27 protein-coding genes, 3 tRNA genes and 1 pseudogene are annotated in these 24,051 nt (G+C 61.6%); 14 read left to right on the top strand and 17 right to left on the bottom strand.

The window, feature by feature from the left end:
- Window positions 1–314: 314 nt before the first annotated feature.
- From ASD63_RS19960 to prfB, 3 genes are all read left to right on the top strand, one after another.
- Window positions 315–1,535: an N-acetylmuramoyl-L-alanine amidase gene (locus ASD63_RS19960; protein WP_051659335.1), complete on the top strand. Its 1,221-nt coding sequence runs from the start codon at window positions 315–317 to the stop codon at window positions 1,533–1,535.
- A 338-nt stretch (window positions 1,536–1,873) separates the two neighbouring features.
- Complete coding sequence (locus tag ASD63_RS19955; protein ID WP_034795452.1) at window positions 1,874–4,327, top strand: penicillin-binding protein 1A; 2,454 nt, start codon at window positions 1,874–1,876, stop codon at window positions 4,325–4,327.
- Between the two features lie 97 nt (window positions 4,328–4,424).
- Window positions 4,425–5,556 (top strand): peptide chain release factor 2 gene (gene prfB, locus ASD63_RS19950; RefSeq protein ID WP_110818441.1). Its coding sequence is split into 2 segments (ribosomal slippage): window positions 4,425–4,493 and window positions 4,495–5,556, totalling 1,131 coding nucleotides; the frame shifts between segments, so codons are not numbered across the junction.
- A gap of 68 nt (window positions 5,557–5,624) precedes the next feature.
- On the opposite strand, the gene ASD63_RS19945 is transcribed toward prfB, so the two are convergent.
- Both ASD63_RS19945 and ASD63_RS19940 read right to left on the bottom strand, forming a co-directional pair.
- Complete coding sequence (locus ASD63_RS19945; RefSeq protein ID WP_034795456.1) at window positions 5,625–6,113, bottom strand: hypothetical protein; 489 nt, start codon at window positions 6,111–6,113, stop codon at window positions 5,625–5,627.
- Between the two features lie 102 nt (window positions 6,114–6,215).
- Window positions 6,216–6,989 carry an NAD kinase gene (locus ASD63_RS19940; RefSeq protein WP_034795458.1) on the bottom strand — a complete coding sequence of 258 codons (774 nt, stop codon included), beginning with the start codon at window positions 6,987–6,989 and terminating at the stop codon, window positions 6,216–6,218.
- Between the two features lie 157 nt (window positions 6,990–7,146).
- Between ASD63_RS19940 and ASD63_RS19935 the strand changes: the two genes are divergently transcribed.
- The 3 genes from ASD63_RS19935 to ASD63_RS19925 all read left to right on the top strand — a co-directional run bounded on the left by ASD63_RS19935 (window position 7,147) and on the right by ASD63_RS19925 (window position 7,851).
- Window positions 7,147–7,222: transfer RNA gene (locus ASD63_RS19935), tRNA-Thr, on the top strand.
- Window positions 7,223–7,414: 192 nt separating this feature from the next.
- The gene (locus ASD63_RS19930; RefSeq protein ID WP_162253357.1) at window positions 7,415–7,624 is read left to right on the top strand and encodes a helix-turn-helix transcriptional regulator; all 210 of its coding nucleotides are present in this window, start codon (window positions 7,415–7,417) and stop codon (window positions 7,622–7,624) included.
- A complete protein-coding gene (locus ASD63_RS19925; RefSeq protein WP_060529810.1) occupies window positions 7,621–7,851 on the top strand; it encodes a hypothetical protein in 231 nt (76 codons plus the stop codon). Before ASD63_RS19930 ends, ASD63_RS19925 begins: the two co-directional genes overlap by 4 nt.
- Here ASD63_RS19925 and ASD63_RS19920 read toward each other — a convergent pair.
- From ASD63_RS19920 to ASD63_RS19900, 5 genes are all read right to left on the bottom strand, one after another.
- Window positions 7,848–9,896 carry a D-alanyl-D-alanine carboxypeptidase family protein gene (locus tag ASD63_RS19920; RefSeq protein WP_060529809.1) on the bottom strand — a complete coding sequence of 683 codons (2,049 nt, stop codon included), beginning with the start codon at window positions 9,894–9,896 and terminating at the stop codon, window positions 7,848–7,850. The two genes, ASD63_RS19925 and ASD63_RS19920, sit on opposite strands and share 4 nt — an antisense overlap.
- A gap of 87 nt (window positions 9,897–9,983) precedes the next feature.
- A complete protein-coding gene (locus tag ASD63_RS19915) occupies window positions 9,984–10,229 on the bottom strand; it encodes a hypothetical protein (RefSeq protein WP_060529808.1) in 246 nt (81 codons plus the stop codon).
- The gene (locus ASD63_RS19910; RefSeq protein WP_060529807.1) at window positions 10,226–10,807 is read right to left on the bottom strand and encodes a hypothetical protein; all 582 of its coding nucleotides are present in this window, start codon (window positions 10,805–10,807) and stop codon (window positions 10,226–10,228) included. Before ASD63_RS19910 ends, ASD63_RS19915 begins: the two co-directional genes overlap by 4 nt.
- A gap of 9 nt (window positions 10,808–10,816) precedes the next feature.
- Window positions 10,817–12,133, bottom strand: a complete 1,317-nt coding sequence (locus tag ASD63_RS19905; protein WP_156624166.1) for a phage major capsid protein — start codon at window positions 12,131–12,133, stop codon at window positions 10,817–10,819.
- A 44-nt stretch (window positions 12,134–12,177) separates the two neighbouring features.
- Window positions 12,178–12,630 (bottom strand): P27 family phage terminase small subunit, encoded by a 453-nt coding sequence (locus tag ASD63_RS19900; RefSeq protein WP_060529805.1) that lies wholly within the window; start codon window positions 12,628–12,630, stop codon window positions 12,178–12,180.
- 370 nt (window positions 12,631–13,000) lie between these two features.
- Here ASD63_RS19900 and ASD63_RS19895 point away from each other — a divergent pair, with 370 nt between their 5' ends.
- On the top strand, window positions 13,001–13,324 hold the full coding sequence (locus ASD63_RS19895) for a hypothetical protein (protein WP_060529804.1): 324 nt from the start codon (window positions 13,001–13,003) through the stop codon (window positions 13,322–13,324).
- Window positions 13,325–13,377: 53 nt separating this feature from the next.
- On the opposite strand, the gene ASD63_RS19890 is transcribed toward ASD63_RS19895, so the two are convergent.
- The 8 genes from ASD63_RS19890 to ASD63_RS19850 all read right to left on the bottom strand — a co-directional run bounded on the left by ASD63_RS19890 (window position 13,378) and on the right by ASD63_RS19850 (window position 18,207).
- Complete coding sequence (locus ASD63_RS19890) at window positions 13,378–13,545, bottom strand: hypothetical protein (RefSeq protein ID WP_156624165.1); 168 nt, start codon at window positions 13,543–13,545, stop codon at window positions 13,378–13,380.
- Window positions 13,546–13,715: 170 nt separating this feature from the next.
- Entirely contained in the window at window positions 13,716–14,870 is a 1,155-nt protein-coding gene (locus ASD63_RS19885) for an AAA family ATPase (RefSeq protein ID WP_060529802.1), read from the bottom strand.
- Window positions 14,867–15,118 (bottom strand): hypothetical protein, encoded by a 252-nt coding sequence (locus ASD63_RS19880; RefSeq protein ID WP_060529801.1) that lies wholly within the window; start codon window positions 15,116–15,118, stop codon window positions 14,867–14,869. The genes ASD63_RS19885 and ASD63_RS19880 overlap by 4 nt, the downstream gene beginning before the upstream one ends.
- The gene (locus tag ASD63_RS19875) at window positions 15,115–15,465 is read right to left on the bottom strand and encodes a hypothetical protein (RefSeq protein ID WP_060529800.1); all 351 of its coding nucleotides are present in this window, start codon (window positions 15,463–15,465) and stop codon (window positions 15,115–15,117) included. Before ASD63_RS19875 ends, ASD63_RS19880 begins: the two co-directional genes overlap by 4 nt.
- Window positions 15,466–15,674: 209 nt before the next feature.
- Entirely contained in the window at window positions 15,675–15,893 is a 219-nt protein-coding gene (locus tag ASD63_RS19870) for a hypothetical protein (protein ID WP_156624164.1), read from the bottom strand.
- Window positions 15,894–16,047: 154 nt separating this feature from the next.
- Entirely contained in the window at window positions 16,048–17,265 is a 1,218-nt protein-coding gene (locus ASD63_RS19865; RefSeq protein WP_060529798.1) for an integrase family protein, read from the bottom strand.
- 5 nt (window positions 17,266–17,270) lie between these two features.
- Window positions 17,271–17,579: a hypothetical protein gene (locus tag ASD63_RS19860; protein ID WP_060529797.1), complete on the bottom strand. Its 309-nt coding sequence runs from the start codon at window positions 17,577–17,579 to the stop codon at window positions 17,271–17,273.
- 301 nt (window positions 17,580–17,880) lie between these two features.
- Window positions 17,881–18,207, bottom strand: coding sequence for a hypothetical protein (locus ASD63_RS19850; RefSeq protein ID WP_200949988.1), 327 nt, complete (start codon window positions 18,205–18,207; stop codon window positions 17,881–17,883).
- A gap of 27 nt (window positions 18,208–18,234) precedes the next feature.
- Here ASD63_RS19850 and ASD63_RS19845 point away from each other — a divergent pair, with 27 nt between their 5' ends.
- A complete protein-coding gene (locus ASD63_RS19845; protein ID WP_200949989.1) occupies window positions 18,235–18,708 on the top strand; it encodes a hypothetical protein in 474 nt (157 codons plus the stop codon).
- A gap of 196 nt (window positions 18,709–18,904) precedes the next feature.
- On the opposite strand, the gene ASD63_RS19840 is transcribed toward ASD63_RS19845, so the two are convergent.
- Window positions 18,905–19,846, bottom strand: a complete 942-nt coding sequence (locus ASD63_RS19840) for a LysR family transcriptional regulator (protein ID WP_034795460.1) — start codon at window positions 19,844–19,846, stop codon at window positions 18,905–18,907.
- 137 nt (window positions 19,847–19,983) lie between these two features.
- On the opposite strand from ASD63_RS19840, the gene ASD63_RS19835 reads away from it, so the two are divergent.
- On the top strand, window positions 19,984–20,604 hold the full coding sequence (locus tag ASD63_RS19835) for an FMN-dependent NADH-azoreductase (protein ID WP_034795463.1): 621 nt from the start codon (window positions 19,984–19,986) through the stop codon (window positions 20,602–20,604).
- 160 nt (window positions 20,605–20,764) lie between these two features.
- Window positions 20,765–21,025: a hypothetical protein gene (locus ASD63_RS19830; RefSeq protein WP_234824438.1), complete on the top strand. Its 261-nt coding sequence runs from the start codon at window positions 20,765–20,767 to the stop codon at window positions 21,023–21,025.
- 193 nt (window positions 21,026–21,218) lie between these two features.
- Here ASD63_RS19830 and ASD63_RS19825 read toward each other — a convergent pair whose 3' ends face one another.
- Window positions 21,219–22,094, bottom strand: a complete 876-nt coding sequence (locus tag ASD63_RS19825) for an RNA methyltransferase (protein ID WP_034795465.1) — start codon at window positions 22,092–22,094, stop codon at window positions 21,219–21,221.
- A gap of 217 nt (window positions 22,095–22,311) precedes the next feature.
- On the opposite strand from ASD63_RS19825, the gene ASD63_RS19820 reads away from it, so the two are divergent.
- From ASD63_RS19820 to tuf, 4 genes and pseudogenes are all read left to right on the top strand, one after another.
- A tRNA-Tyr gene (locus ASD63_RS19820) sits at window positions 22,312–22,396 on the top strand.
- A gap of 23 nt (window positions 22,397–22,419) precedes the next feature.
- Window positions 22,420–22,493 (top strand) — tRNA-Gly (locus ASD63_RS19815).
- 277 nt (window positions 22,494–22,770) lie between these two features.
- A pseudogene (locus ASD63_RS34415) lies at window positions 22,771–22,869 on the top strand (GTP-binding protein); the annotation flags it as partial.
- Window position 22,870: 1 nt separating this feature from the next.
- The coding region (tuf, locus tag ASD63_RS19810) for an elongation factor Tu (protein WP_034795467.1) at window positions 22,871–24,046 on the top strand (1,176 nt) is incomplete at its 5' end.
- Window positions 24,047–24,051 lie beyond the last annotated feature (5 nt).

The raw sequence follows: 24,051 nt of genomic DNA, 5'->3' as shown, positions 1-24,051 counted from the left end.
CTATCCCGTCAACACTTTCTCCTTGTGACGCTTTTATGTTTTCTATGTCACATTGGCAAGGGAAAAGCCCGTGCCGCCACAATAATGATCGATTCGCTTGTCCACGTGGAGTAGGTCGATAAACGGTAAATCGATTGTCCCGGCGGGCCGGGGAAGATGATCATTGTCAAGCATTGGTTAACCATAAGGGTTCATTGATCAACCTGTGCGTCCAGCAGCCGTGCGTCGGCTGCTGTTTGGTTTTCTGAGAAAGTGGTGGAGAGCCCGAGGTGAGGCCTTTGGCGGTTTGTATGCGTGGTTCGCTGTTGTCGTTGATGTCGCGCACGGGCAGGCTTCTGCTCGGAGCATCGCTGCTTGCCGGCGGTCTTCTTTTGAACGTGCCGGCGGCTGTTGCCGCCGAGCCGGGGCCTTTGCTCGCCTTTGCTGCGCGGATCGCCGGCGACGATGCACGCACGCGCGTCGTCGTCGAGTTCGATCGCAAACCGGAATTCTCCCTGCACTACGTAGCCGATCCTGTTCGCGTCGTGGTCGACCTGCCGGAAACGGCCTTTGGCCTCAAGGCGGACAGCCTTGAACCGCGCGGCCTCTTCGATGCGATCCGCTACGGCGGCATGGGGGCGGGCAACTCCCGCATCGTTCTTTCGGCGAAAGGCCCCGTGGCGGTAACCCATGCGGAAGTCGTCGCGGAAGAGGGGGGCAAGGGCTACCGGCTCGTGCTCGATGCCGAGCGCGTCGACCAGGCGCGCTTCGATGCGCTTCTCGGTGAACAGCAGTGGACCGGATCGGTCGCCGCCGCCAAGACCGACAGGCCGGTTGCCGTCGCTCCCACGAGGGAAGGCGGGCCGTTCATCATCGCGATCGATGCGGGCCATGGAGGCATCGATACCGGTGCGCTCGCCGGCGAAACGAAGACGGAGGAGAAGCATGTAACGCTCGCCTTCGCGAAAGATCTCGTCGAGGCCCTGAACAAGGGCGCCGGGATCGAGGCTTTCCTCACCCGCGACAAGGACGTCTTCCTCTCGCTTCCCCAGCGCGTACAGATCGCCCGCAACAAGGGCGCCCATCTCTTCATTTCGCTTCATGCGGACGCGCTGCGCCAGAAGGACATCCGCGGCGCGACGGTCTATACCATCTCCGACAAGGCCTCCGACCATCTGGCCGCAAGTCTTGCCGCCCGCGAAAATTTGTCCGACGAAATCGCCGGCGTGCCGCTTCAGAGCGAGCCGGCGGAAGTGGCCGACATCCTGATCGATCTGACGCGCCGCGAGACGCAGGCCTTCTCGGTCAACATGGCGCGCGCCGTCGTTACGTCCTTCGAGGGCCAGATCAATCTCATCAACAATCCGCACCGTTTTGCCGGCTTCCGCGTGCTGCAGGCGCCGGACGTGCCCTCGATCCTGCTTGAACTGGGCTTCCTGTCGAACAAGGAGGACGAAAAACTGCTGCTGGATCCGGAGTGGCGCAAGAAGGTTTCAGAGCGTCTTGCGGTCGCTGTTCAGCGATACCGCGAGCAGGCCATCGCCAGCGGCGGCTGACGCTTGAAGGCAGGCCCGGGAACGAAGTGATTTGTGTCGCCCCGGTAACAGCGCTATGCTTTTCAACGGGATGCGCACGGGATTATCGCATAACAGCCCTATTTTACGCACAATCCGGGACCTAACCGGAATTGCGCCCGGATTTGTTGAGAAACGAGTTGAAGCCCGGAGTTCCCCGCCATATGAGGAGCCGGGCTAGGTGGGGCGTTGCGACGCCAGACGATTTCTCGTGAAAGAGTTTGGTCGGCCCGCTGTATAGAAGCCGGCAGGACAGAGCATGGACTGTCAGTCGGGCGGTTCGGCAATTGGACGATAATTAAGGTACCGGTATCTGACTGATGATCAGGCTGATTGGATATTTCTTCGGGATTGGCGCGTTTCTGCTGCTGGGTGTGGCCGGGGCCGTGGCGCTCTATCTTGGTGTCGTCACCAAGGACCTGCCGGATTACGAGGTTCTGGCGAAGTATTCGCCGCCGGTGACCACGCGCTTCCACGCCGGCAACGGCGCGCTGATGGCGGAGTATGCCCGTGAGCGGCGTCTCTATCTGCCGATCCAGGCCATCCCGGATCGCGTCAAGGCGGCCTTCATCTCGGCTGAAGACAAGAATTTCTATCAGCACCCGGGCGTTGACATCACCGGTCTTGCGCGCGCCATCGCGGTGAACCTGCAGAACTTCGGCTCCGGCCGTCGTCCGGTCGGCGCCTCGACGATCACGCAGCAGGTGGCCAAGAACTTCCTGCTCTCGTCAGACCAGACGATCGACCGCAAGGTCAAGGAAGCAATCCTCTCCTTCCGCATCGAGCAGGCCTACACCAAGGACCGCATTCTCGAACTCTATCTCAACGAGATCTTCTTCGGCCTGAATTCCTACGGCATAGCCGGTGCGGCGCTGACCTATTTCGATAAGTCTGTGACTGAGCTTACCATTGCCGAGACCGCCTATCTCGCAGCCCTTCCGAAGGGCCCGGCCAACTATCATCCGTTCCGCAAGACCGAAGCGGCGCTTGAGCGCCGCAACTGGGTAATCGACCGCATGGTCGAGAACGGCTACGTCACCAAGGCCGATGGCGAAGAAGCCAAGAAGCAGCCGCTCGGCGTCAACCCGCGTCGCGGCGGGGCGCATCTCTTCGCCTCCGACTTCTTCGCCGAGGAAGTCCGCCGGCAGATCATCCAGAAATACGGCGATAACGCCCTCTATGAAGGCGGCCTGTCGGTTCGCACCTCGCTCGATCCGCGGCTGCAGATCGCCGCGCGCAAGGCGCTGCAGGCGGGTCTGCTCAGCTACGACGAGCGTCGCGGCTTCCACGGCCCGGTCAAGTCGATCGAAATCGGCGGCGATTGGGGCGAGCCGCTGGGCGCTGTCGTTGCCTTCAACGACGTGCCGGAGTGGAAGCTTGCCGTCGTTCTCTCCGTCGATGGACAGGGCGCCGAGATCGGCATTCAGCCGGAGAAGGAAGCCTCGGGCAAGATCGTCGCCGAGCGTGTCACCGGGCATATCTCCGCCAAGAACATGCAGTGGGCCTACCGTTCCGCCAGCGGCGACCGCAAGTCGGCGAAATCGCCTGAAGGCGTCTTCGGCGCCGGCGACGTCATCTATGTCGAGCCGCTGCCGGAGAAGGGCGAGTATCGCCTGCGCCAGCCGCCGAAGGTGCAGGGTGGCCTCGTCGCCATGGACCCGCAGACCGGCCGCGTTCTGGCGATGGTCGGCGGCTTCTCCTATGGCCAGTCGGAATTCAACCGCGCGACGCAAGCGATGCGCCAGCCGGGTTCGTCGTTCAAGCCCTTCGTCTACGCGGCCGCCCTCGACAACGGTTATACGCCTGCATCGGTCATTCTCGACGCGCCGATCGAGATCGTCGCTGGTGGCCAGGTCTGGCGCCCGGAAAACTACGGCGGCGGCTCGGCCGGTCCGTCGACGCTGCGTCTCGGCATCGAGAAGTCGCGTAACCTGATGACCGTTCGCCTCGCCAACGACATGGGCATGAACCTCGTTGCCGAATATGCCGAGCGCTTCGGTATCTACGACAAGATGCCGCCGCTGCTCGCAATGTCGCTAGGCTCGGGCGAAACCACCGTCCTGCGCATGGTTTCGGCCTATTCCGTGCTCGCCAACGGCGGCAAGCAGATCAAGCCGTCGCTGATCGACCGAATTCAGGACCGCTACGGCAAGACGATCTTCCGTCACGAAGACCGCACCTGCGACAACTGCAACGCCGGCGATTGGCAGAGCCAGGAAGAACCGGTTCTCACCGACAACCGCGAGCAGGTTCTCGATCCGATGACCTCCTACCAGATCACGTCGATGATGGAGGGCGTGGTGCTGCGCGGCACGGCTGCCGGCAAGATCAAGCTCGATCGTCCGGTTGCCGGCAAGACCGGTACCACCAATGACGAAAAGGACGCCTGGTTCGTCGGCTACACGCCGGACATGGTTGCAGGCCTCTATCTCGGCTTCGACAACCCGGCCCCGCTTGGCCGCGGCGCGACCGGCGGCAGCCTCGCCGTGCCGATCTTCAACGACTTCATGACAGAAGCGGTGAAGGGCACGCGCCCGAGCAAGTTCGTCGTGCCCGAAGGCATGAGCATGGTCGCCGTCAACCGCAAGACCGGCATGGCCGCCCAAGAGGGTGAGCCGGACACGATCATCGAGGCCTTCAAGCCCGGCACCGGCCCGGCCGACACCTTCTCGGTCATCGGCGGTCTTGACCAGTACGTGCCGCCAGAAGAGATCCTCAAGAACTCGCCGCAGGCGAACCAGGCAGTGACCTCCGGTTCCAACGGCCTGTTCTAGTCCTTATCCCCTTCACGCGATGCCCGCCGCCTTTACATCAGCGGTGGGCATCGCTATTTGACGCTCACTTTCCTATCGGTTCACAAGAAGCAGGATCATGCGCAGCGAAATCGAGAACATTGTCGACGAAATCAAGCAGGCCATAAGCCTGCTGAGGAGGCATCTTTGACTGGGATCAGGCGGTAAGACGACTGGACTGGTTGAACAACAAAGCGGAAGATCCGGCGCTTTGGAACGACGCTTCGGAAGCGCAGAAGCTGATGCGCGAGCGCCAGCAACTCGATGACGGCATCAATGGCCTGCGCCGTTTCGAGCAGCAGCTCAATGACAACATCGAACTCATCGAACTCGGCGAGGAAGAGGGCGACGCCGCCATCATCGCCGACGCCGAACAGGCGTTGCGGGATCTCAGAAACGAAGCGGCGAAGAAGCAGGTCGAAGCCATGCTCTCGGGCGAGGCGGATCAGAACGATACCTATCTCGAAGTGCATTCGGGTGCCGGCGGTACCGAAAGCCAGGACTGGGCCAACATGCTTTTGCGCATGTACACCCGCTGGTCCGAGCGCCAGGGGTACAAGGTCGAGCTTCTGGAAATCCAGGACGGCGAAGAGGCCGGCATCAAGTCCGCGACGCTCCTCGTCAAGGGCCACAATGCCTATGGCTGGCTGAAGACCGAATCGGGCGTGCACCGCCTGGTTCGCATCTCGCCCTACGACAGCAACGCGCGCCGCCACACCTCGTTCTCCTCGATCTGGGTCTACCCGGTCGTTGATGATTCGATCCAGATCGACATCAACGAGAGCGATTGCCGTATCGACACCTACCGCTCGTCGGGCGCCGGCGGTCAGCACGTCAACACGACCGACTCGGCCGTGCGCATCACGCACATCCCGTCGGGCATCGTCGTGCAGTGCCAGCAGGAACGTTCGCAGCACAAGAACCGGGCGAAGGCCTGGGACATGTTGCGTGCGCGCCTCTACGAGGCCGAACTGAAGAAGCGGGAAGAGGCCGCCAACGCCGAAGCCGCGTCGAAGACCGACATCGGCTGGGGCCACCAGATCCGCTCCTACGTTCTGCAGCCCTATCAGCTGGTCAAGGACATGCGCACCGGCGTTGAAAGCACGGCACCGGGCGACGTTCTCGACGGTGAACTCAACGAGTTCATGGAGGCCGCCCTTGCGCACCGCGTCAGCGGCGGCGCGGATGCCGTCGTGGATGATCTGAACTAAGGCAGACAGCGGTCTGCACCAGTGCAATTGAAGAGGGCCGGGTGTTCGCATCCGGCCCTTTCTTTTGCTCAGTTGGAGGCACGCTCGATCTTGATGTCGCCGAGATCGTCGATGAGCACGGTCCAGCTCTCAGGCTCTCTCACCGACGGGTCCGTCTTCAGATAGACGGTCGCAAACATGCCGGGCTGCGCGGTGACACCGGTCGAGGTCTCCGGGCGGATGTCGGTGACGTAGGCCTTGAGCGCGGAGAATTCTTCGAGTTCCGCCGACGAAATCACCAGAGGGCCGGCCGAGGTCGCTGCCACCTGCTGCAGATGGATCTGGGCGGTTCCATCCGCCTGGCGAAGCGCGATCAGCTTGTAGTAACCACGCCGGGCGTCGCCCGGCTTTTCGGCGGCCGCGTTCGGATCGAGGGATGAAAGCGGCTCTCCGCTTTCCTCCCAGTAGCCGGTGCTGGTCACGAAGGTCGCCTCAGGCGGAACGATGTTGGCATCCTGAGCCTTGGCGCCGGCACTGCTGAGAAACAGGAACAGCGCGAGGAGGGCGGATCTGTGCATTGGGTCGTCGTCCTTAAGGCGGCGGCTCGGTTGCCGTTTACTGCGGGCCGGCGGAAACCTAGCCGGCAGAATGATACCATAGGTCGCGCGGAGAACGTGCGCTCAGTTCGAAAACTGCTCGGCGAGGATGCGATCCGACCAGGAATGATCGGGATCCGAGAGGATGCGCGCCGTCATGTTTTCCGATTCGGCGATCTTCACCTTGACCACGGACTTCACTTCCTGATGGTCGGCCACCGCGTTTACCGGCCGCTTGTCGGCCTCAAGGATTTCGATCTCGACTGTGACATGGTTCGGCAGAAGCGCGCCACGCCAGCGGCGCGGGCGGAAGGCACTGACCGGGGTCATCGCCAGAAGCGGGGCCTCGAGCGGCAGGATCGGCCCGTGGGCGGAGAGATTGTAGGCGGTGGAGCCGGCAGGGGTGGCGACCAGCAGGCCGTCGCAGGTCAACTCCTCCAGCCTTGTCTTGCCATCGATCAGGACGCGGAGCTTCGCCGCCTGGTAGGACTGGCGGAAAAGGTAGACCTCGTTGATCGCAAGTGCCGTGAAGCTCTCGCCATAGACGTCGGTCGTCTGCATCTCCAGCGGATGAAACGCGTTCTCGACTGCCTGGCAGATTCGGTCCGTCAGGTTCTCCGTGCTGTAGCGGTTCATCAGGAACCCGACCGAGCCACGGTTCATGCCGTAGACCAGCTTGCCGCTGTTCATGGTCTGATGCAGCGTCTGCAGCATGAAGCCGTCGCCGCCAAGCGCGACGATCACATCGGCCTTCGACGGATCATGGTCGCCATAGATCGCCTTGAGATCAGCCGCAGCCTTTTGTGCCTCTTCCGCGGACGAGGCGAGAAAGGCTAGGGAAGTGAACGTTCGGGCCATGAAACTCTAGTCCGCTCGATATGTTATGCGCCGCCAGCGGCAATCTCTCTCTATCGTTTCTGGCATGGCCCGGAACCGAACGCATCTGAAAAATTGGGAGAATTCGCAATTTTGCTTTACACCACATCAGATTATGGTAACTCCCACCAAAGCAAGTGCCCTTATAGCTCAGTTGGTAGAGCGGCTGATTTGTAATCAGTAGGTCGGGAGTTCGAGTCTCTCTGGGGGCACCATTTTTTCTCAATGAATTCAATCAAATACAGAAATCGCTAATCTGCGACGTTTCCGCGATTCGGAAATTTCCGCGCATTCTTCCGCGCAAGATGGCATATTGGGACCGCCTCTCTGGGGCCGGGGCGTTTGCGGAAGCTCTACAAGAGCGCCAAATCTGCAAGCGCCTTTTGCGATTCACCGTGGACCTCATCATGCGAAAAGAGCCGCCCGACCCCGCCCAAGCGTTTGCCAGCATGCTCGAAGCATTGAGGGTCGAGCATGGGATGGGGCCAAGCGAGATCGCGCGGGAAGCCGGGATAAGTCGCGCGACGGTCTGGCGCATTGCTCAAGGCGATAGCCGGCGCTTGTCCTATGACGTCGGCCAACGCATCGAGCGCGTTTATCGGGAACGCCGCCGATGAGCCCGGTCCTCGTGGTTCAACGCCTCGTGAGGGCTGGCCTGACGGCTCGGGCGATTGAGCGGCAATGCGGCTTTAGCCGTTCGAAGGTCTCCCGCGTCATCGAGGGCACCGCCTCGCTTTCGGCCGACGAGCGGCAACGGCTCGAAGAGTTCGCCGCCGGGTTCTTGCCCAAAGGATCGATGACAACGCCGCACCACGAGCGCGTGAGCCCGAGGTATGGGCGCTAAGCCCGCAACAGCCCGCCGGGGCGCTTTTCCTTCACCATCTCAGCCTGAATGATCTTTTGCACCCGCAAGCCCCATTCCTTCGCCTGATCGTTGCCGGCGGCCACCGTGCCGCCCATGACAATCTCGACGTCGCCCAAATAGGTCTTGCTGTTGTCGATGGTGCCGCCCTTGCTCAAGGCCTTGGCGCTCGGTAGGACGATTTCACCGCGCTTTAGGATGGTCGGGACCTCATTCGGCATCAAACCGGCAACGCCGCCCGAGTGCATCCGGGGAGCGCCGGCAAACACGAGCGGGTTAACGTTGCGCCGTGCACCGCCGAGACCGACCGGGCCGCCGCTATGGCGCATGGGAATCCCGAGCGCGTCACCGATGGCCGAGCCGACCGACCGGATCGCCAATTGAATGACGACGCTCAAGACGTCATCGAGCGCGGCTTTCAACGCGTCGGCGGCCGAGGCGCCGGCCCGAAGCTGGCCGATGAATGACGTAAGCCCGACCTCGACCATCTGTACGGCGGCGCGCTTGGCGTCGTCGGTGGCCTGCAAACGCTGTTTCTCGGCGTCGGTGTATTCCTTGGTCTGGGTCGTGGCGTCGGCGGTGGCCGCCGTCCTGTCGCGGGTGACCTGCGCCGCTTGGCTCTCGGCGGCGGCCGTTTGCTTCACGCTTTCCTGTCGCGCAAGCTCAACGTGCCAATCTTCATTTTTCAGCCGGAACACGAGCCCGAAAGCCTCGGCGTTGGCGTGCGCCCATTGCTTCACCGCCTCGCTTTCGTAACCGAGGTCGGCCGCGCCGCCCTTCTCGTGCATCGAGTGCCCCGGCGGTGCCACCCATTTCCGCGCCTCGGCGACCGAACCGTACTTTGCGAGCGCTTCCTTCCATAGCTCGGCCTGCCGCTCGGTCGAGCGCCTGCCGCTGTTGACGCTGATTTTGCCCGGGGCCGCGTTCATGAACGCTTCGAGGTTCGCGGCAAACTCGGGCTCAAGCTCTTTCAGCTTCTCGCTTGCCCCTTGGACGAATGCCCCGGCCGCATCCTTGCCGGCAAGCTCGGCCGGGACCGTCGATAGATCGGCGTTGAACGGCTGAAGGTTCATGCGACCTTGCAGGAGTTGGTTTTCCTGCCGTTTGGCAAGGTTCGCCGCCTCGTTGCGCAACCGCTCCATCGTGCCGATGGCCTCGCGAAGGGCCGGAATGACATTCGAGCGGACTTCCTCGGCAAGTTTGCGGGCCGATTGCACCGGAAGCTTGGCAAGGGTCCCGTTGAATTGCGCTTGCAGCGCTTCCACCTCGGCCAGCGTGGCCGAGCCGTCCTCGAAGTTCTTTTGCAGTTGCTCCCATGCCGTGCGCAATTCGCCGACTTGGCCGGCGAGTCTCGGGAACCTTTCAAACAACGGCAGGATTTTGCCAAGAGCCTCGCTCGTCTTCTCAATCGCGGTCGTGGCATCGGCTTGCGTCTTGGCAGTTGCCGCCTGGTTGCCGGCGATTTGCTTGGCGATGGCCTCTTGCGCTTCCAGCGCCTTGTTATAGGCGGCGAGCGCCGGAAGGGCGTTGCCCCACTCTTGCGCTACCTGCCGAATGAGGTTGCGTTGCTCTTCGAGCGCCTTGGCGGCGTCCTTTCCGCCTTTCTCGCTCTCATCGAAAAACTTGATCAGCGCCGGGGCGGCGAGCGAGATGGCGGCCGGGATGAGGTAAAGCGGGTTCAACAGCCCGACGAGGGCCGAGCTTACGGCCTTGATGCCGCCGGATGAGATGGCTTGCCCGAGTTGGCCGCTCTGTTGGGCGAATGCCTGCAAGGCGCTCGTGCCCGAACCGATTTGGGTCGCGATGTCGGAAATCTGGAATTTGATGTTCTGCGCATCGGCGGCAATCGAGCGGCTTGAGCGATTGAAATTGCTGGCGACCCGGCCCATCGGGTCGATGCTCTGAAACGAGCGATTGATGCTGTCGGCGGTGCCCTTGGCGTCTTGTTGCGTGCGCTGCAAGGCCCGCCGCAACTGGCTCGTGTCGGCCGAAATGCTGAGAACAAGTGACTCAAGGTCGGTTGCCATCGTGGGTCCTCATGAAGTTGCCGGGACGGCCCGCCTCGTCTGAAAGGGCCGCCCCGGCGCCATCGCGTCACTCGCCCGAGGCCGCGATTAGTGAATCCGCTTCAACGCCTCGACTCCGTATACCGCCATGACGTCGGCGAGCATTTCGGCCGAGCTTAGCCGTTCGGATGAGACCGTTTCGCCGTCATCATTCGGCACGGCCCGGAAGCCCGATCCATCGGGCAGGATGATGAGGACGGCCAAGGCGCCACCGCCGAACGATTGCCGCGCCCGGTCGTAAGCGTCTGGCAGTGTTTCGCCGTCGGCGTGAATGACTGCTTTGGCCTCGCTCATCGGCTCTCCCTCAATTCCCTGATTTCGCGGCGCAAGTGTTCAATCTCGGTGCTGAGTGCCGTGATTTTTGGGTTCACGGTTGTTTCCCGAAAGTTGACGAACCCTTGGGCCATCGCTTTCAACGCCGCCGCTTGTAACTGGTCGGCGTCCAACTGTTTGTATTTGCGTAGCTCGCGGAGTTCCGAATTCATCTCGTCGGCGATATGGGCGAGAAGCTCGGCCTTGAGGTCGTCGTAAGCCTTGGCCTGATGCTCGTTGACGGCGGCCTTCATGCCGGCGATTTCGCCGACGACCTTATCGGCGACCGCCTTCATGACCGCGCCCTTGAAGGCGTCAAAGGCCTTCCAAAGCCCGTCGAAACGCGCCCTTTTCCAGCTTTCGAGGTTGGCCCATAGCCGCGCCTCGATGCCGCCGGCCTTGGCCGCTTGCTTGTATGCCCTGCGTTGCTCGGTAAGCGTCGGCTCATCCTCGGCCGGGGTGTCGACCTCGGGCTCGACCATCATCAATTCGCGGTCGGCATCTCGGGCCGCCAATCGGGCGAGCGTTTCGCGGGCTCTCTTGCGGGCTTCCTCGCTCATCGCCGGCCCCTACCAAGTAATGCCGCTGACGACCGCGACGGTCGCGCCCTTGGTGGCCCAACTAACCGGAAGCGTGGCCTTGAGGCTCCCCGAATTCGTTTGCCACAAGCTGCGAACTGGCGTCCCCGTCATCATGTCGTTGGGCGGCGCGGTATCCTCGACCAAGGTTGCCTCGGTCGACGTCTTGAAACCGGGGGCGCCGCCAAAGCCGACCATGAGCTTGTTGGCGTCGATGGCAATCAACGTGTCATCATCCACCGCCGACGAGGCAAGCACGGGATAATCGAACCCGACGAGGCCGCCGGCCGCCGCAATCGCCGCACGGCGCGCGGGGCTCGTGACGAACAACGGGTCGGTCGCCGGGGCAATCGCCGCGACAAGACCCTTCACGTCCTCGGCAAAGTCGGCACCCGGGGCAACCGTGGTTGCGCCGAGCAAGATGCCGGCGGGGTTGGCGCTGCTGGCCGCGTCGTCGCTGAAAAAGGCGCCCTCGACCGCAATCGCCACCGCCTCATTGAGGATTTGGCGAAGGATGCTTTCAACGGTCGGCTGGCTATGGTCGGCCAGTTCCTCGGAGAACGTCACAAGGCATTTAACCGAATGCGGCACGACGGAAGCGCTCGAAAGCGTGGCTTGCGAAACGCCGATGGCGTTCCCCTCGGCGACGAATGTCGCGACCGCCATGGCATCGACCGAGATGGCGCGGGTGAGCGCCGAAAGCTGGATGGCGTTGGCCCTCGCAAAGACGGCCGGCGCGGCCTTCGATCCGCTCGAAAGCGACAAGATGAAACTGGCCGTTACCGAGTTCGCCAGTTCGCTCGCCCATCCCGGGACCGTCGTCATGGCCGGATTGGTGACGGCCTTCCGCAACCATGCCTCGGCGAGGTCGCCCCGTTTGAGGTGGTGCATGATCGAGGCGGCGGCTTGCGCAATGAAGGGGCCGCCCAAATCCGGGGCCTCGTCGCGATCCTCGCGCCGGCTGCGCCTCATCGAGCGTTCCAGGGCGATAAAACCGCCGCGAAGGTCCGAAACCTCTTTCGCTAGATCGCGCATCAAAAAACCTCCCCGGATGGTTCCGGCGAGGCTCAAACCTCGGGGCCGGACTCCCGTTACAACAGCATGCGCCAGCATAGCACAAAGTTTCGGAGGCGAAATGAATATAGGCGAGAAATCGCCACAGATGCCCGAGGACGCGCGTTTGCGTGCCGGATGATGGATGAGCCGGATTTGATGAAGGATCGCGCTACGGGGCACGGTCGGCGGCGACCTTGTGCCAAACCCCCCGCCAAGTTGGCATAGGTTTCTTTGTGTGCCCGAATTGGGCACACAAACGGCACCGGGGAAACACTCGTGCCAAGTTGGCACCACTGTTACCGGCGGCGGCGCTTCCGGCCCTCGGCGGCCAGCTTCTTGAGCCTCGGCATGTCCTCGGCGGCCGGCTCGGTCCCGGCCAGCAATAGGCGCGCGAGGAAAGCGTTATCCGTTTCGACCGCGTCATCGCTCGGCCGCACGACCTTGCCCGTGATCCTCTTGCGGGCGTTCAGATCGACCCCGGTCGAGGCTTCCAGCCGCGCCACCTGTTGGCGAACCCGGGACAACTGCGGCAACAGCGGGTTCTTGACGATGCCCCGGGCGCCCCGAACCGTGAGACCTTCCCGGTCGATCCGGGCCGATAGGCTCGTTTCCTCGGCCCGCGCCTTCACCAACCGCCCGAGCATCACCGGGTCCACCATCGAGGCGAGTGGTCCAAGCTGAAGCACGAGACGATGAAATTCCGGGTGCAAGGTTTGATCGAGATCGAGCGGCGGTGTGATGCGGGCCACGGCGGGTTTACCTCCGGTTGGGGCCGGTGATTATGCGACCAAAAACGCGAAAAACGAACCGGAGTCCGCGTTCGATGCCCGCGCTCGGTCCCCGGGCGACCTTTCTGGCGATTCAGATATCCCCCCCGCCGGCTCCCCCGAGCTTGGCGCGGACAAATCACCACGGGATAAAGGCGCTTAAGCCTTTTCCCTCGCTTGCATATTAGGGCGCGAATCATAGAGGTTGTAAGCGGGCGACGGTCGCCACAACCGCCGCCCTAAACCGAAACCAAGCCATAGGACGGCTCGATATTGGTAGCGCTTACGACTTTGAAACTCTCATTCGAGTCACGTCAAGCCGTCCTTGGCTTTCATCACAGAAAGAAAGCCGATGACACTTTACACCTACTGCATTTCCTTCCGCATCGCCGACCGCACCGTGAACGGCAGAACCTACGATGAGCGGCGACAGTCCCTCATTGCGGCCGTGCGCGGTAACAATGGGTTCTGGGACGGCACGACCTCGCTTCTGTTGGTAGAGTCGACGCTCGACACGAACGCATTGACCAAGCGCGCATCCGCCGGCTTGAGCGCCGAGTACGACCAACTTGTCGTGTTCGACCCCGGCGATATGTCCATGGGCCACTTTGGCAAGGTGCCAAACCTCGACGTTCTCAAGTCGTTCTTTCGCCACGCCTACGCCGTCGTTGCCTAAGTAGACGCGGCCCCACTCGGCACGCGTCGAGTGGGGCTTGTCTCGCCAATGATTCACTTGGTCGTTGACTTGCCTTCCGCTTTGCATCGCTCGTGCCAAGCCAGCATGAGCTTGTGATACTCGGCATCGCGACTGGGGGTGACGGCATCGGCAATGCGGTGCGCGCCGCTGCTATCCACCATCATCATGAGGTCAAGCGCCTTCTCTAGCTTCTCATCCATGTTCGGGCCTCCCTTCATTGCCGGCGGCCGGCCGGTGCGGTTCTCGATTGGGACAAGGGGACAAAAGCGGGACAATTGTCCCTCTGTCCCGTTCGGCCCGAATAGCTGTTGGTGAGCGGGACAATGGGACAATATCCCTTTAGGGATTGTCCCGTTGTCCCGCCCCACCGCTACGGGTGGTCTTTTCGGGCCGTCCACACGAGGTTGTCCCAAATTCCTATCCAGTGACATTCAAGCAATGTCCCCTTTGCGCGGTTGAATGCCTTCCTGATTGTGTCCGGTTCGTCGCTGTCGCTGATGCCCCGTTTCTTGGCGTGTTCCCGCCACTCGGCAAGCGTCACGGCTTTAACGTTGGCCGGAATATCGGGCGATGAGGGGGGCACCTTCCCGTGAGACAGGATGAGGTCAATAAGCGCCTCATAGGCGAGTTTGGTGGCTGGCGACGGTTCCGGCTTGGTAACGGTCCCGGTGCCCTTTGCCGGCTCGCTCAACGGCACAACGACGCACGACGTGCGGCTTCCGACATGGCGTTGCTCAAGCCGGAAGGTCCATTCAAGCGCGTCCTCATCGTCGCGCATCTTGTGGAGCTTTGCCGTATGGACGCCATCGGCCTTTGAAAGCTCCCATTCGCAATCGGTGCCGCCGTTGGCGACGTTGGACCCACGCATCCCGCGCGTGGCATCCTTGCCGGTGTGATGGACGCCCAAGACGCACGAGGCGAAGTGTTTGGCGATTGCGTCGGCGTTGGTGACGAAAGCCCCAAACTCATGACTGGCGTTCTCGTTGGTGCCGGGGATGGTGCGCGATACGGTATCGATTACCACGAGCGCGGGTCGCACCTTGGCGGCGTCGATGCTCTTGATTAGCTCGGCGCAATCGTTCGGCGTCTTGAAACCGAGATTGGGGGCGGCGGTGATGAGGTAGAACGGAAGGTCGCCGTCGTCGGGGATTTCGAATTCCCGGCGGGCCGCGACAATCCGCTTGATGATGCCCCGGCCGGCCTCGGCGGCGATGTAGACGACCGGGCCATGCGAAACGGTACGGCCAAAGAACGGAAGATTGGCGACGATTGAAAGAGCGGCATGCAGCCCGAGGAAGGTCTTCCCGGTGGAAGGCGGCCCATAGAGCATGCCGAATCCCGTCTTGGGCATGAGGCCATCAATCAGCCATTCCGGCTCGGTTTCGTCCAACTGGATTTGATGTGACGGGATGAGGGCGAAGCGTGGGGGCTTGGGTCCGGGCTGGCGGCGCGTTTGCGCCTTGTCGAACCGGTCGCGGATTCCGTCTTCACCTTGGGCGCATAGCGCTTCATTGAGGTCCATCATTGCGCCCCCTCGATTAGGTCCGTCGCCTCTCGGCTCGTGCTGTAAATCCCGAGACCGCAAAGGCGAAGGCGCACGCCATCGACGTCGCCGAGGCGTACCAGGCGCATAAGTTTTCGGTCGTGGCGGGCGGCCAGCCGAGCGTTTGCGGCGCGGCAATCGTCGCGCTCATTTTCGATCCGGCCGAGATGATCGCGGCGCAAGAAATTCTGCCACGGCTGCCCATAGGTCTCGATGGTGTGAATATTCATCGGCCGCGCTCCCATGGCATGGGTTGGCGCTGATACGGCGCGGTCCCGGCCTCGGTCGCCTTCCATTCGTGCGACTGGCCGCCGCCCTGCCATGGAAACGGATTTCCGGGCGGAAGGCCTACCGGTTGCTGATCGCGCCACCCTTCCTCACGCCGAGGGTTGCGCGGCGGATACCGGCGGCGGGCGCGATCCGCGATCCAAGCGACATGGCGCAAGTAGCGCTTGGCGAGATCGTCGGCCCGGGCATCCCATGCGGCTTGAAACTCATCGCGTGAGCATTCGATTTCGGCAAGCAACGCGCGACGGCGGCGCCGGGCTTCCAATAGTTTTTGATTTGCGTCGTCCATACGGCGGCACCTTCAAAACATAGGTTTAAGGTTCCCGCCCCGGACGTGCCGGGGCGGGGCTTGCGGTGCCTCATTGGTTCAATTGGTTTTCGTGCCGCCCTTTGCGGGTCTGGCTCACGGGGGTATCTTGGGACCGGGCGCTCCCCGCGCCTCTTTGCTTGCCTCCCAAGCAAACGCCGGCCGTTTCCCCCGAGGCGGCCGGCCTTCTTTTATTCGGCGGCGGTGAGCTTTTCGCGCTCCATCGCCTTTTGAACGTCGGCCGCCCACCACCAAATGCGCGCTTGGACGCTTGAGCCATCCTTGTTCGGCTTAGGAAGGCGGCCGGATTGAATCTTGGTGCGGAGATCGAAGCGACTTCCAACAATCCCCATAGCCTTGAGGTCGTTATAGTCGAGCTTCACCTTTTGGACGGTCGCAAACGTCGTCATTGCGGGCTCCCTTTGCTTGTTGTGCAAAGTAAACCGCAACCGTTTCATTGTTTTCAACAGATTTATTTCAATGAAAAAGGCCGCGCAATCTTGACACGGCCACTTTCTATTTCTCGTTGAGCTTAAACGTGTTATCTTATGTTTTTATATGTTTCTATACGCCGCTCGACGACACTTCGCGACACCTTAATATTTTTCCAAGTTGTACCGCCCATCCTTCGATCGCTTCCCCCTTGGGTCCATTCATCGCGCTATGCATGTAATGCTTGCCCGCGCCCTGAATGGCGTGATTAAGGACCGCATCGATGATGTAGGGCGCCACGCCGCTTTTCTGCATTCGCGTGCTGGCCGTGCGTCTGAGATCGTGATGGCGCCAGCCGGTGACGCCTGAAAGCTTATCAAGCTGCGCTTTGAATTTGGAGAAGCCGCCGAGCGGGCGCCCCTTGCGTTGGCCGGGGAAAACGAATTCGTCGGCGGCGCCCTCTCCAAGTTGCGCAAGGGCGAGCTTCGGAAGCTTCAACAGATGCTCCCGGCTCGATTTGTTGGCGTCCTCTCCCTGTTTCCAATGACCGTCAAGAAAATCGCCGTGCTTGAGCCGTGAGCCCTCATTGAGCCGTTGTGCCGTCACCATGAGGAAGCGCACGAGCCGGCCGTAATTTTGGCCCTCGGGGGAGTTGAAGTGGCTGGTCGCCGTCCATATCCGCACGAGTTCGTGGTCGGTCAAAGTGCGGTCGCGAACCGTGAGGCCGGGGCCGACCCTCAAGATATCCTCGACAAGGTTTGAGGCGACCTTGCCCTCTTTCCGGCCGTATTCGAGAACCGGCGAAAGGTAGGAAAGAAACCGGTCGGACATTTGCGGCGCCCGCTTGGCGATGACGTCGCGGGCCATCATTAGCTCTTCTTTGGTGAAGCCCTTGGCCGGCAAATCAAGGTGGTCGGCGAGGTTGCGGCGAATGGTTCGCATTGCCTCGGGCAACGTCTTCATGCCGCGCTTCCATTTTTTCTCGTTGCCCTTGGCCTTGTCCTCGCGGAATTTTTCGTAAGCGTCGAATAGCTGGCCGAGCGTCATTGCTTCCTTGGGGTGCTCGACCTTCACCTCGGCCGGGATGGCCGCGACCCCGGCCTCGATCCGCTTGAATATCTCGCTCGCCCTCTCACGGGCGGCGGCAAGGCCCATCGTCTCGACACCCTCGGCCGCGTTCGGAATGTAATAGCCGACGACTTCGGTCCTTTGCTTTCCGCCCTGTCGAAAGCGGACCTGCCACGCGCGGCGCTTGGCGCCAACGTAGAGCGCTAGCCCGGGCGTATGAGTGTCGGGGTAGGGGAGTTTTCGTGCGGGAAGGGTGGCGATGTTGATGCTTGTGAGCTTCATGGCGGTCACCGCTCGCCCGAGTGCAACAGGGCGGCGCTCATGCAAATATATTCGACCGTCACGGCCATCCCCTTATCGCGGAATTTCTTCATCTGCCGCTGGCATGCCGCTTCCGGGCTCTTCCAATAATTTTTGTCGGCGAAAGCCGCCTTGCACGCGCGGATGATCTGGTCGCGATCCCTGTTCGGGACGGTCGGTTGCAGGTTCTCCGATGCCGCTTCACGACAAGCGTAATTGGCATTGTCTTTAGCCGGCGCCGAGGCGGCGGCGGTAGGGATGAGCGCGAAGAGCGCAACGGCGAGTAAGGCTTTCATGGGTGGTCCTAGGGTTGAAAATTTCCGCGCATTTCCGCGCAAAACCTCTATATCACCCCCTACAATGCAATTCAATAACCTACCATCGCATGTAACAATATCAACGGCTTAGGTTGCGCGGAAGCCCTGAAAGTAAGGATTAGCGACTGATTTGTAATCAGTAGGTCGGGAGTTCGAGTCTCTCTGGGGGCACCACTTCATTTCTTCCCCATTGTTTTTTCCGAATTTTTGGCGGCTATTCGAGCCGGAATTTCAGGTTCGGCGTGTTGCCGCGGGTACACCGTCGGCGCAAAGCGAGCAGTTAGTCACGCATCGCAAAGATGGCCATGAACACTGGTGTGCCGATCAGAACGCCGGCAATCGAAAATAGCGGCCCATAGATCAGCGCGCTCAGCGGTATGCCGGCGATGCATACCGCAATGCCATCCTTCAGGCAGTTGTACGGCCCGCCCTCGAATATGCCGTAGACGGGTAGGAACAGCCCCGCGACGATAAGGCTGACAAGGAACGCCAGGACGGCGGAGATGATCAGTCTTCCAAGAGTTCTCATCCTCCTGAAATATAGGGAATCAGTGGTTTCGGCCACCGCCGATTGTTTCTCCAGCGCCGATGAACGGAGGACGAGCATTCGTCAGCTGGCTCTCTTGGAAAGGTCTTGGTCATCGAACACGTTCTTTCGGCTGCCGCCAAAAGCAGCCTTACCAACCCCGCGGCACTGGCGCCGGTCAGATGGGCGGTCGTTCTGCTTTGTGGGTTTGTCGTCTGGAGCCCTGCCAACGCGCAGGAGGGATCCGATTGGACTGAGATGAGTTCGAGCGCGACCCAAGTTTCCGGTTTGGGGGCGGTCCGCTATTCCGTGGGATACAGCAACATCGGTTATGACCACTTTCGTTCGGAGATCGTGGTTGAGTGGCGTGATGGCGGTAAGCGGACGCAGACGATCTACGAAGGCATCTATGACAATCCCCCTGCGAAGGTCTGGGGTGCTAAAGGCCTTCTCTGCGTTTCGATGGAGGCTTGCGCGCGATCGACGAACGCCTGCACAGTGGAGGTGATCGCCTATCGATATGACGTCGGCGCCAAGTCTTTTGCCGAGCTTGCAGACGGCGGCGAGCTTTGCCGCCGATGAGATGCGGAGCCTTGGTCGGAGTAAGCGGTCAACGCTCGATCGATCACCGGCTCCCGCATCGCTTAGTCCGGCGCTCTCCGTGCGTCTCGAGATCGTGACGCCGGTGCAGTCCGAGCAATGGTTCACGATTCGCGATCCCGATGGCAACGTGCTGATGATCTGCCGCTGCTGATCGGAAAAGCCGCGCCGTGCGGCATCAGATGTCGAAGGACGGCCCCATGCGCACAGGAACCTCGCGGCATTTCTGCAGGGCGTTGAGCAGGTTCTCGGCGAGATAGTCGATCAGCGCCCGCGTCGCCGGCAACATGCCCTGGCGGGACGGGAAGACGAGGTGCACGACGACGTCGTTCGACGTCCATTCCGGCAGCACCGGCGCAAGGACGCCGGCGCGGAAAGCGCGCTCGCAGATATGGTCAGGCAAGAGGGCGACCCCCATGCCTTCGATCGCGGCGCGTTCGAGAATCAGGAAATCGCTGCAGCCGACGATCGGACGATGGGTGATTTCCGTCGTGTTGCCATCGATCGAAACCAGCCGCCAGACATCGGTCGGGTGCTGTTCGTTCATCGACAGCGTCGCCTGCTGGCTGAGGTTCTCGATCGTGATCTCGCCGGCGCGGGCGAGGAAGGTGGGGCTGGCTGCAAGCCGCTCGCGAACCTCGCCGAACTTGCGGATGATGAGTTGGTTGTCCGTATCGAGCTGCCCGCGGGCACGCAGCGCCACGTCGACCCGCTCCTCGATCAGATCGATGCGACGGTTGGTGGCGGTGATCAGCAGCCGGACGCCGGGGTAGCGGCGGTGAAACGCCGGCAGGATGTCGGCAAGCATAGGGGTGAAACCGAGCGGGCAGGCGAGCCGCACCGTGCCCGAGGGCTCCGCGCGCACGGCGGCGATCTCGGCTTCGGCGGCAGCCACCCCGTCGAGAAGGCTCTGGCAATGCTCATAGAAGACCCGGCCGATATCGGTGACACGCAGCTTGCGGGTCGAGCGCTCCAGCAACCGCACACCGAGCTGCTCCTCGAGGCGGGCCACATGTTTGCTGAGCTTGGATTTGGGTATATTGAGGTCCCGTGCCGCAGCACTGAAGCCGTTGTTTCGCACGACGGCGGCAAAAAGCCCGAGGTCGTTCAGATCCTGCATTGTCCTGTCTCCGAGGTGCGGATGATGGGTATGATTGTTTCCGTCTGGAAACAGTATGTCAAATATCCGCTGGCTTATCGGGCCATTGTTTTCCCCTCATATGTGGATCACCGCAACGTAAACACAAAGGTGTTCCCATGAACGTTCTTCATATCGACTCCGGTATCCTCGGCGACCACTCGGTTTCCCGCCGTCTGACGGCCGCCCTTGCCGCCCAGGTCAAGGCTGACCGCCCGGATGCGCAGGTGACCTATCGCGACCTCGCTGCCAGCTCGCTGCCCCATCTGACCGGCGCCCAGATCATGGCCCCGGCCGACCTCGAAGGCGTCGACGCGGGTCTCGCTGCCGACGTCAAGCTTGGCCGCGACATGCTGGAAGAATTCCTCGCCGCCGACACCGTCATCATCGGCGCTCCGATGTACAACTTCGGCATTCCGAGCCAGCTGAAGGCCTGGATCGATCGCATCGCCGTCTCCGGCAAGACTTTCCGCTACACCGAGAATGGTCCGGAAGGCCTCGCCAAGGGCAAGAAGATTATCGTCGCCTCCACCCGCGGCGGCCACTACTCCGCCGGCCCGGCGGCCGTCATGGATCACCAGGAATCTTACCTGAAGACGGTCTTCGGTTTCCTTGGCATCACCGATGTCGAATTCGTGCGCGCCGAAGGCCTGAACCTCAGCGCCGACAGCAAGCAGTTTGCGATCGCCGAGGCCGAAAAGACCATCTCGGAAGGCAGCGTGCTTCGCCTGGCGAGCTAAGACCAAATTCAGCGGATCACCGAGGTGATCCGGTGGGAGGGGCGTATGCCCCACGTGCGGACGGTGCCGGTTGCGCAAGCAGCCGGCATTGTCCGTTTTCGAACATCGATATCTGCTTTATAATGCCCTCATGATGGACGGGCGGACGATCCTTTGGGGCATGACCGCTGCGGTGGCCTTTTTGCTCGCCGCCGAAGCGACCCTTGCTGCGCCGCCGGATCATGGCTGCACCTGCCGCAATCGAGACGGTTCCAAATACGAACTTGGGCAGGTCGCTTGCCTGCGTGTCGACGGCAACGCCTACCTCGCGCGCTGCGAGATGAACCTCAACGTCACGACCTGGAAGAAACTGCGTGAAGGCTGCCCTACGGCCGGCATGAGCACACCGGGTAGCCTTGCGGGGCAATCGATCCGTTTCTGACGCGGAAGAGCGGCTTGCCGTCCTCATTCCGATCTTTTTCGAAACTGCACGGCGCAGCGCTCCGCGATCCCACCGGAGCGGAAATTTCCACAGGCGCTATTTCGCGTTACCGCCTCGGCTTTGGCGCCGTTGTCTGTGAGCTGCGGAGGACCGCCGCGCTTTGCGGTGAGGCGGCCCGGAACGCCTGGCGATGTCAGCGCTTCAGATGCTGGCGCGCCGCATACATCGCGATCGCCGCTGCGTTCGATACGTTCAGCGACTTTATCGCGCCGGGCATGTCGAGCCGGGCAAGATCGTTGACGATCGAGCGGGTCTTCTGCCTAAGCCCCTTGCCCTCGGAGCCGAGAACGAGGGCGATCTTTTCGCCGCTGAATGTCCCTTCCAGCGGCTGCGGCCCTTCCGAATCAAGTCCGATCGTCTGGAAGCCCAGCCGATGCAGTTCCTCGATGGCATCGCCAAGGTTGGTGATCTGGATATAGGGGATCATCTCAAGCGCGCCGGAGGCCGATTTGGCGAGCACGCCCGATTCGGTCGGGCTGTGGCGCATGGTGGTGATCAGCGCGCCGGCATCGAAGGCGACGGCCGAGCGCATGATGGCGCCGACATTGTGCGGATCGGTCACCTGGTCGAGCACCAGAATCAGCGGGCAGTCGCGCAGAGCCTCGAGCCGGCGATGCGGCAGCGGGCGGGTCTCGAGCATCACGCCCTGGTGGATCGCGTCGGGACCGAGAATCTTGTCGAGATCCTGCGGCGTCACCGTTTCGACCGGGAAGGGCAGGGCCGAAAGCTCGCCGAGTTCCAGACGGGCGGCCGCGTTCGGCGTAACGCTGAGACGGATGACCTCGCGAGCCGGATTGTCCAGCGCCGCGCGAACCGTGTGCAGGCCATAGAGTAGAACTTGCTCGGGCGAGAGCGGCTGCGGCCTCCAGTCGGCCGGCGCCTTGCGGCGCTTGTCCTCTCTTGGCGTGGGGATTTCGCCACGTTCCCGCTTGGCGTCGCGATGCGCGCGCCGAAGGTTGGCGTAATGGGTGTCCTTGGCGCTCTTGTCGCCGGTGCGATCTTTGCTCATTGGCGTCTTATAGAGAGGTTGCACGCGGGGCGAAACGGTTTTCAGCGTCGGGTCCTTTTTTACGGCTGTGGAGAAAATCGGAAATTTTCCGCTGACCCGTGTTGACAGGACGAAACGGGGCAGTCATATACCCGGCCACAGATCGAGAGCGGCACGGCCAAGTCGCTGGTTGTCTCACGATCTCAAATGCTTGGTCGAAAGATCCCGACAGAATAATGGAGGGATGCCCGAGTGGTTAAAGGGGACGGACTGTAAATCCGTTGGCTCAGCCTACGTTGGTTCAAATCCAACTCCCTCCACCATTCTGCTTCTGGATCGAAGGCCCGCGGGTATAGCTCAATGGTAGAGCAGCAGCCTTCCAAGCTGAATACGCGGGTTCGATTCCCGCTACCCGCTCCAATAGCGGCTTCCTCCTTCTTTTCGAATTAATGTATCAAGTCAACGTTCATCGCTAAGCGTTTGAATGTTTTACTGCGGCTGCGATTCGTAGCTCGATAGCACTGAATCTTGTAGCGGCGTCGCGCGCTTCTTATATATCGGCAGGAAAAGGCCAGCGGCGGCCGGCCCGGGCGCGCGCAATTAAGTCTTGCGCAAATCCCCTGAAACCCTTAAACGGCTCCACAAACCGGCCCTGCCGGCTGATCATTATTCATACTTGACCACAGGAAACGTACCCATGGCAAAGAGCAAATTTGAGCGCAACAAGCCGCACGTTAACATTGGCACGATTGGCCACGTTGACCATGGCAAGACGTCGCTGACCGCAGCGATCACGNATGGCAAAGAGCAAATTTGAGCGCAACAAGCCGCACGTTAACATTGGCACGATTGGCCACGTTGACCATGGCAAGACGTCGCTGACCGCAGCGATCACGAAGTACTTCGGCGAGTTCAAGGCGTACGACCAGATCGACGCTGCTCCGGAAGAAAAGGCCCGTGGTATCACGATTTCGACGGCGCACGTTGAGTATGAGACGCCGAACCGTCACTACGCTCACGTTGACTGCCCCGGCCACGCCGACTACGTCAAGAACATGATCACCGGTGCAGCGCAGATGGACGGCGCGATCCTGGTTTGCTCGGCTGCTGACGGCCCGATGCCGCAGACCCGCGAGCACATCCTGCTCGCTCGTCAGGTTGGCGTTCCGGCAATCGTCGTGTTCCTCAACAAGGTCGACCAGGTTGACGACGCCGAGCTTCTCGAGCTCGTCGAGCTGGAAGTTCGCGAACTTCTGTCGTCCTACGAATTCCCGGGCGACGACATTCCGATCATCAAGGGCTCGGCTCTTGCTGCTCTGGAAGATTCGGACAAGAAGATCGGCGAAGACGCGATCCGCGAGCTGATGGCAGCTGTTGACGCCTACATCCCGACGCCTGAGCGTCCGATCGACCAGCCGTTCCTGATGCCGATCGAAGACGTGTTCTCGATCTCGGGCCGTGGTACGGTTGTGACCGGTCGCGTTGAGCGCGGCATCGTCAAGGTCGGCGAAGAAGTCGAAATCGTCGGCATCCGCGACACGTCGAAGACGACGGTTACGGGCGTTGAAATGTTCCGCAAGCTGCTCGACCAGGGCCAGGCTGGCGACAACATCGGCGCGCTGATCCGTGGTGTTAACCGTGACGGCGTCGAGCGTGGCCAGATCCTGTGCAAGCCGGGTTCGGTCAAGCCGCACAAGAAGTTCATGGCTGAAGCCTACATCCTGACGAAGGAAGAAGGCGGCCGTCATACGCCGTTCTTCACCAACTACCGTCCGCAGTTCTACTTCCGCACGACGGACGTGACGGGCATCGTGACGCTGCCGGAAGGCACGGAAATGGTTATGCCGGGCGACAACGTCACCGTTGCCGTTGAGCTGATCGTTCCGATCGCGATGGAAGAAAAGCTGCGCTTCGCAATCCGCGAAGGCGGCCGTACCGTCGGCGCAGGCATCGTTGCCTCGATCGTCGAGTAATCGAC

The organism is Ensifer sp. Root558 (assembly GCF_001427045.1).
GTDB classification, from domain to species: Bacteria; Pseudomonadota; Alphaproteobacteria; order Rhizobiales; family Rhizobiaceae; genus Ensifer; species Ensifer adhaerens.
The sequence above is the reverse complement of the archived record's forward strand: the minus strand, read 5'-3'. Positions and strand labels throughout refer to the sequence as shown.

What these genes read in the sequence shown, in the direction of transcription:
- ASD63_RS19870 (WP_156624164.1), bottom strand. Translation starts at nt 15,893, where the DNA reads ATGACGACGTTTGCGACCGTCCAAAAGGTGAAGCTCGACTATAACGAC.
- ASD63_RS19890 (WP_156624165.1), bottom strand. Translation starts at nt 13,545, where the DNA reads ATGGATGAGAAGCTAGAGAAGGCGCTTGACCTCATGATGATGGTGGAT.
- ASD63_RS19880 (WP_060529801.1), bottom strand. Translation starts at nt 15,118, where the DNA reads ATGAATATTCACACCATCGAGACCTATGGGCAGCCGTGGCAGAATTTC.
- ASD63_RS19865 (WP_060529798.1), bottom strand. Translation starts at nt 17,265, where the DNA reads ATGAAGCTCACAAGCATCAACATCGCCACCCTTCCCGCACGAAAACTC.
- ASD63_RS19830 (WP_234824438.1), top strand. Translation starts at nt 20,765, where the DNA reads ATGACCGCTGCGGTGGCCTTTTTGCTCGCCGCCGAAGCGACCCTTGCT.
- ASD63_RS19875 (WP_060529800.1), bottom strand. Translation starts at nt 15,465, where the DNA reads ATGGACGACGCAAATCAAAAACTATTGGAAGCCCGGCGCCGCCGTCGC.
- ASD63_RS19960 (WP_051659335.1), top strand. Translation starts at nt 315, where the DNA reads ATGTCGCGCACGGGCAGGCTTCTGCTCGGAGCATCGCTGCTTGCCGGC.
- ASD63_RS19925 (WP_060529810.1), top strand. Translation starts at nt 7,621, where the DNA reads ATGAGCCCGGTCCTCGTGGTTCAACGCCTCGTGAGGGCTGGCCTGACG.
- ASD63_RS19860 (WP_060529797.1), bottom strand. Translation starts at nt 17,579, where the DNA reads ATGAAAGCCTTACTCGCCGTTGCGCTCTTCGCGCTCATCCCTACCGCC.
- ASD63_RS19825 (WP_034795465.1), bottom strand. Translation starts at nt 22,094, where the DNA reads ATGAGCAAAGATCGCACCGGCGACAAGAGCGCCAAGGACACCCATTAC.
- ASD63_RS19835 (WP_034795463.1), top strand. Translation starts at nt 19,984, where the DNA reads ATGAACGTTCTTCATATCGACTCCGGTATCCTCGGCGACCACTCGGTT.
- ASD63_RS19920 (WP_060529809.1), bottom strand. Translation starts at nt 9,896, where the DNA reads ATGGCAACCGACCTTGAGTCACTTGTTCTCAGCATTTCGGCCGACACG.
- ASD63_RS19850 (WP_200949988.1), bottom strand. Translation starts at nt 18,207, where the DNA reads ATGCTCGTCCTCCGTTCATCGGCGCTGGAGAAACAATCGGCGGTGGCC.
- ASD63_RS19955 (WP_034795452.1), top strand. Translation starts at nt 1,874, where the DNA reads ATGATCAGGCTGATTGGATATTTCTTCGGGATTGGCGCGTTTCTGCTG.
- ASD63_RS19940 (WP_034795458.1), bottom strand. Translation starts at nt 6,989, where the DNA reads ATGGCCCGAACGTTCACTTCCCTAGCCTTTCTCGCCTCGTCCGCGGAA.
- ASD63_RS19915 (WP_060529808.1), bottom strand. Translation starts at nt 10,229, where the DNA reads ATGAGCGAGGCCAAAGCAGTCATTCACGCCGACGGCGAAACACTGCCA.
- ASD63_RS19840 (WP_034795460.1), bottom strand. Translation starts at nt 19,846, where the DNA reads ATGCAGGATCTGAACGACCTCGGGCTTTTTGCCGCCGTCGTGCGAAAC.
- ASD63_RS19885 (WP_060529802.1), bottom strand. Translation starts at nt 14,870, where the DNA reads ATGATGGACCTCAATGAAGCGCTATGCGCCCAAGGTGAAGACGGAATC.
- ASD63_RS19945 (WP_034795456.1), bottom strand. Translation starts at nt 6,113, where the DNA reads ATGCACAGATCCGCCCTCCTCGCGCTGTTCCTGTTTCTCAGCAGTGCC.
- ASD63_RS19930 (WP_162253357.1), top strand. Translation starts at nt 7,415, where the DNA reads ATGCGAAAAGAGCCGCCCGACCCCGCCCAAGCGTTTGCCAGCATGCTC.
- ASD63_RS19910 (WP_060529807.1), bottom strand. Translation starts at nt 10,807, where the DNA reads ATGAGCGAGGAAGCCCGCAAGAGAGCCCGCGAAACGCTCGCCCGATTG.
- ASD63_RS19895 (WP_060529804.1), top strand. Translation starts at nt 13,001, where the DNA reads ATGACACTTTACACCTACTGCATTTCCTTCCGCATCGCCGACCGCACC.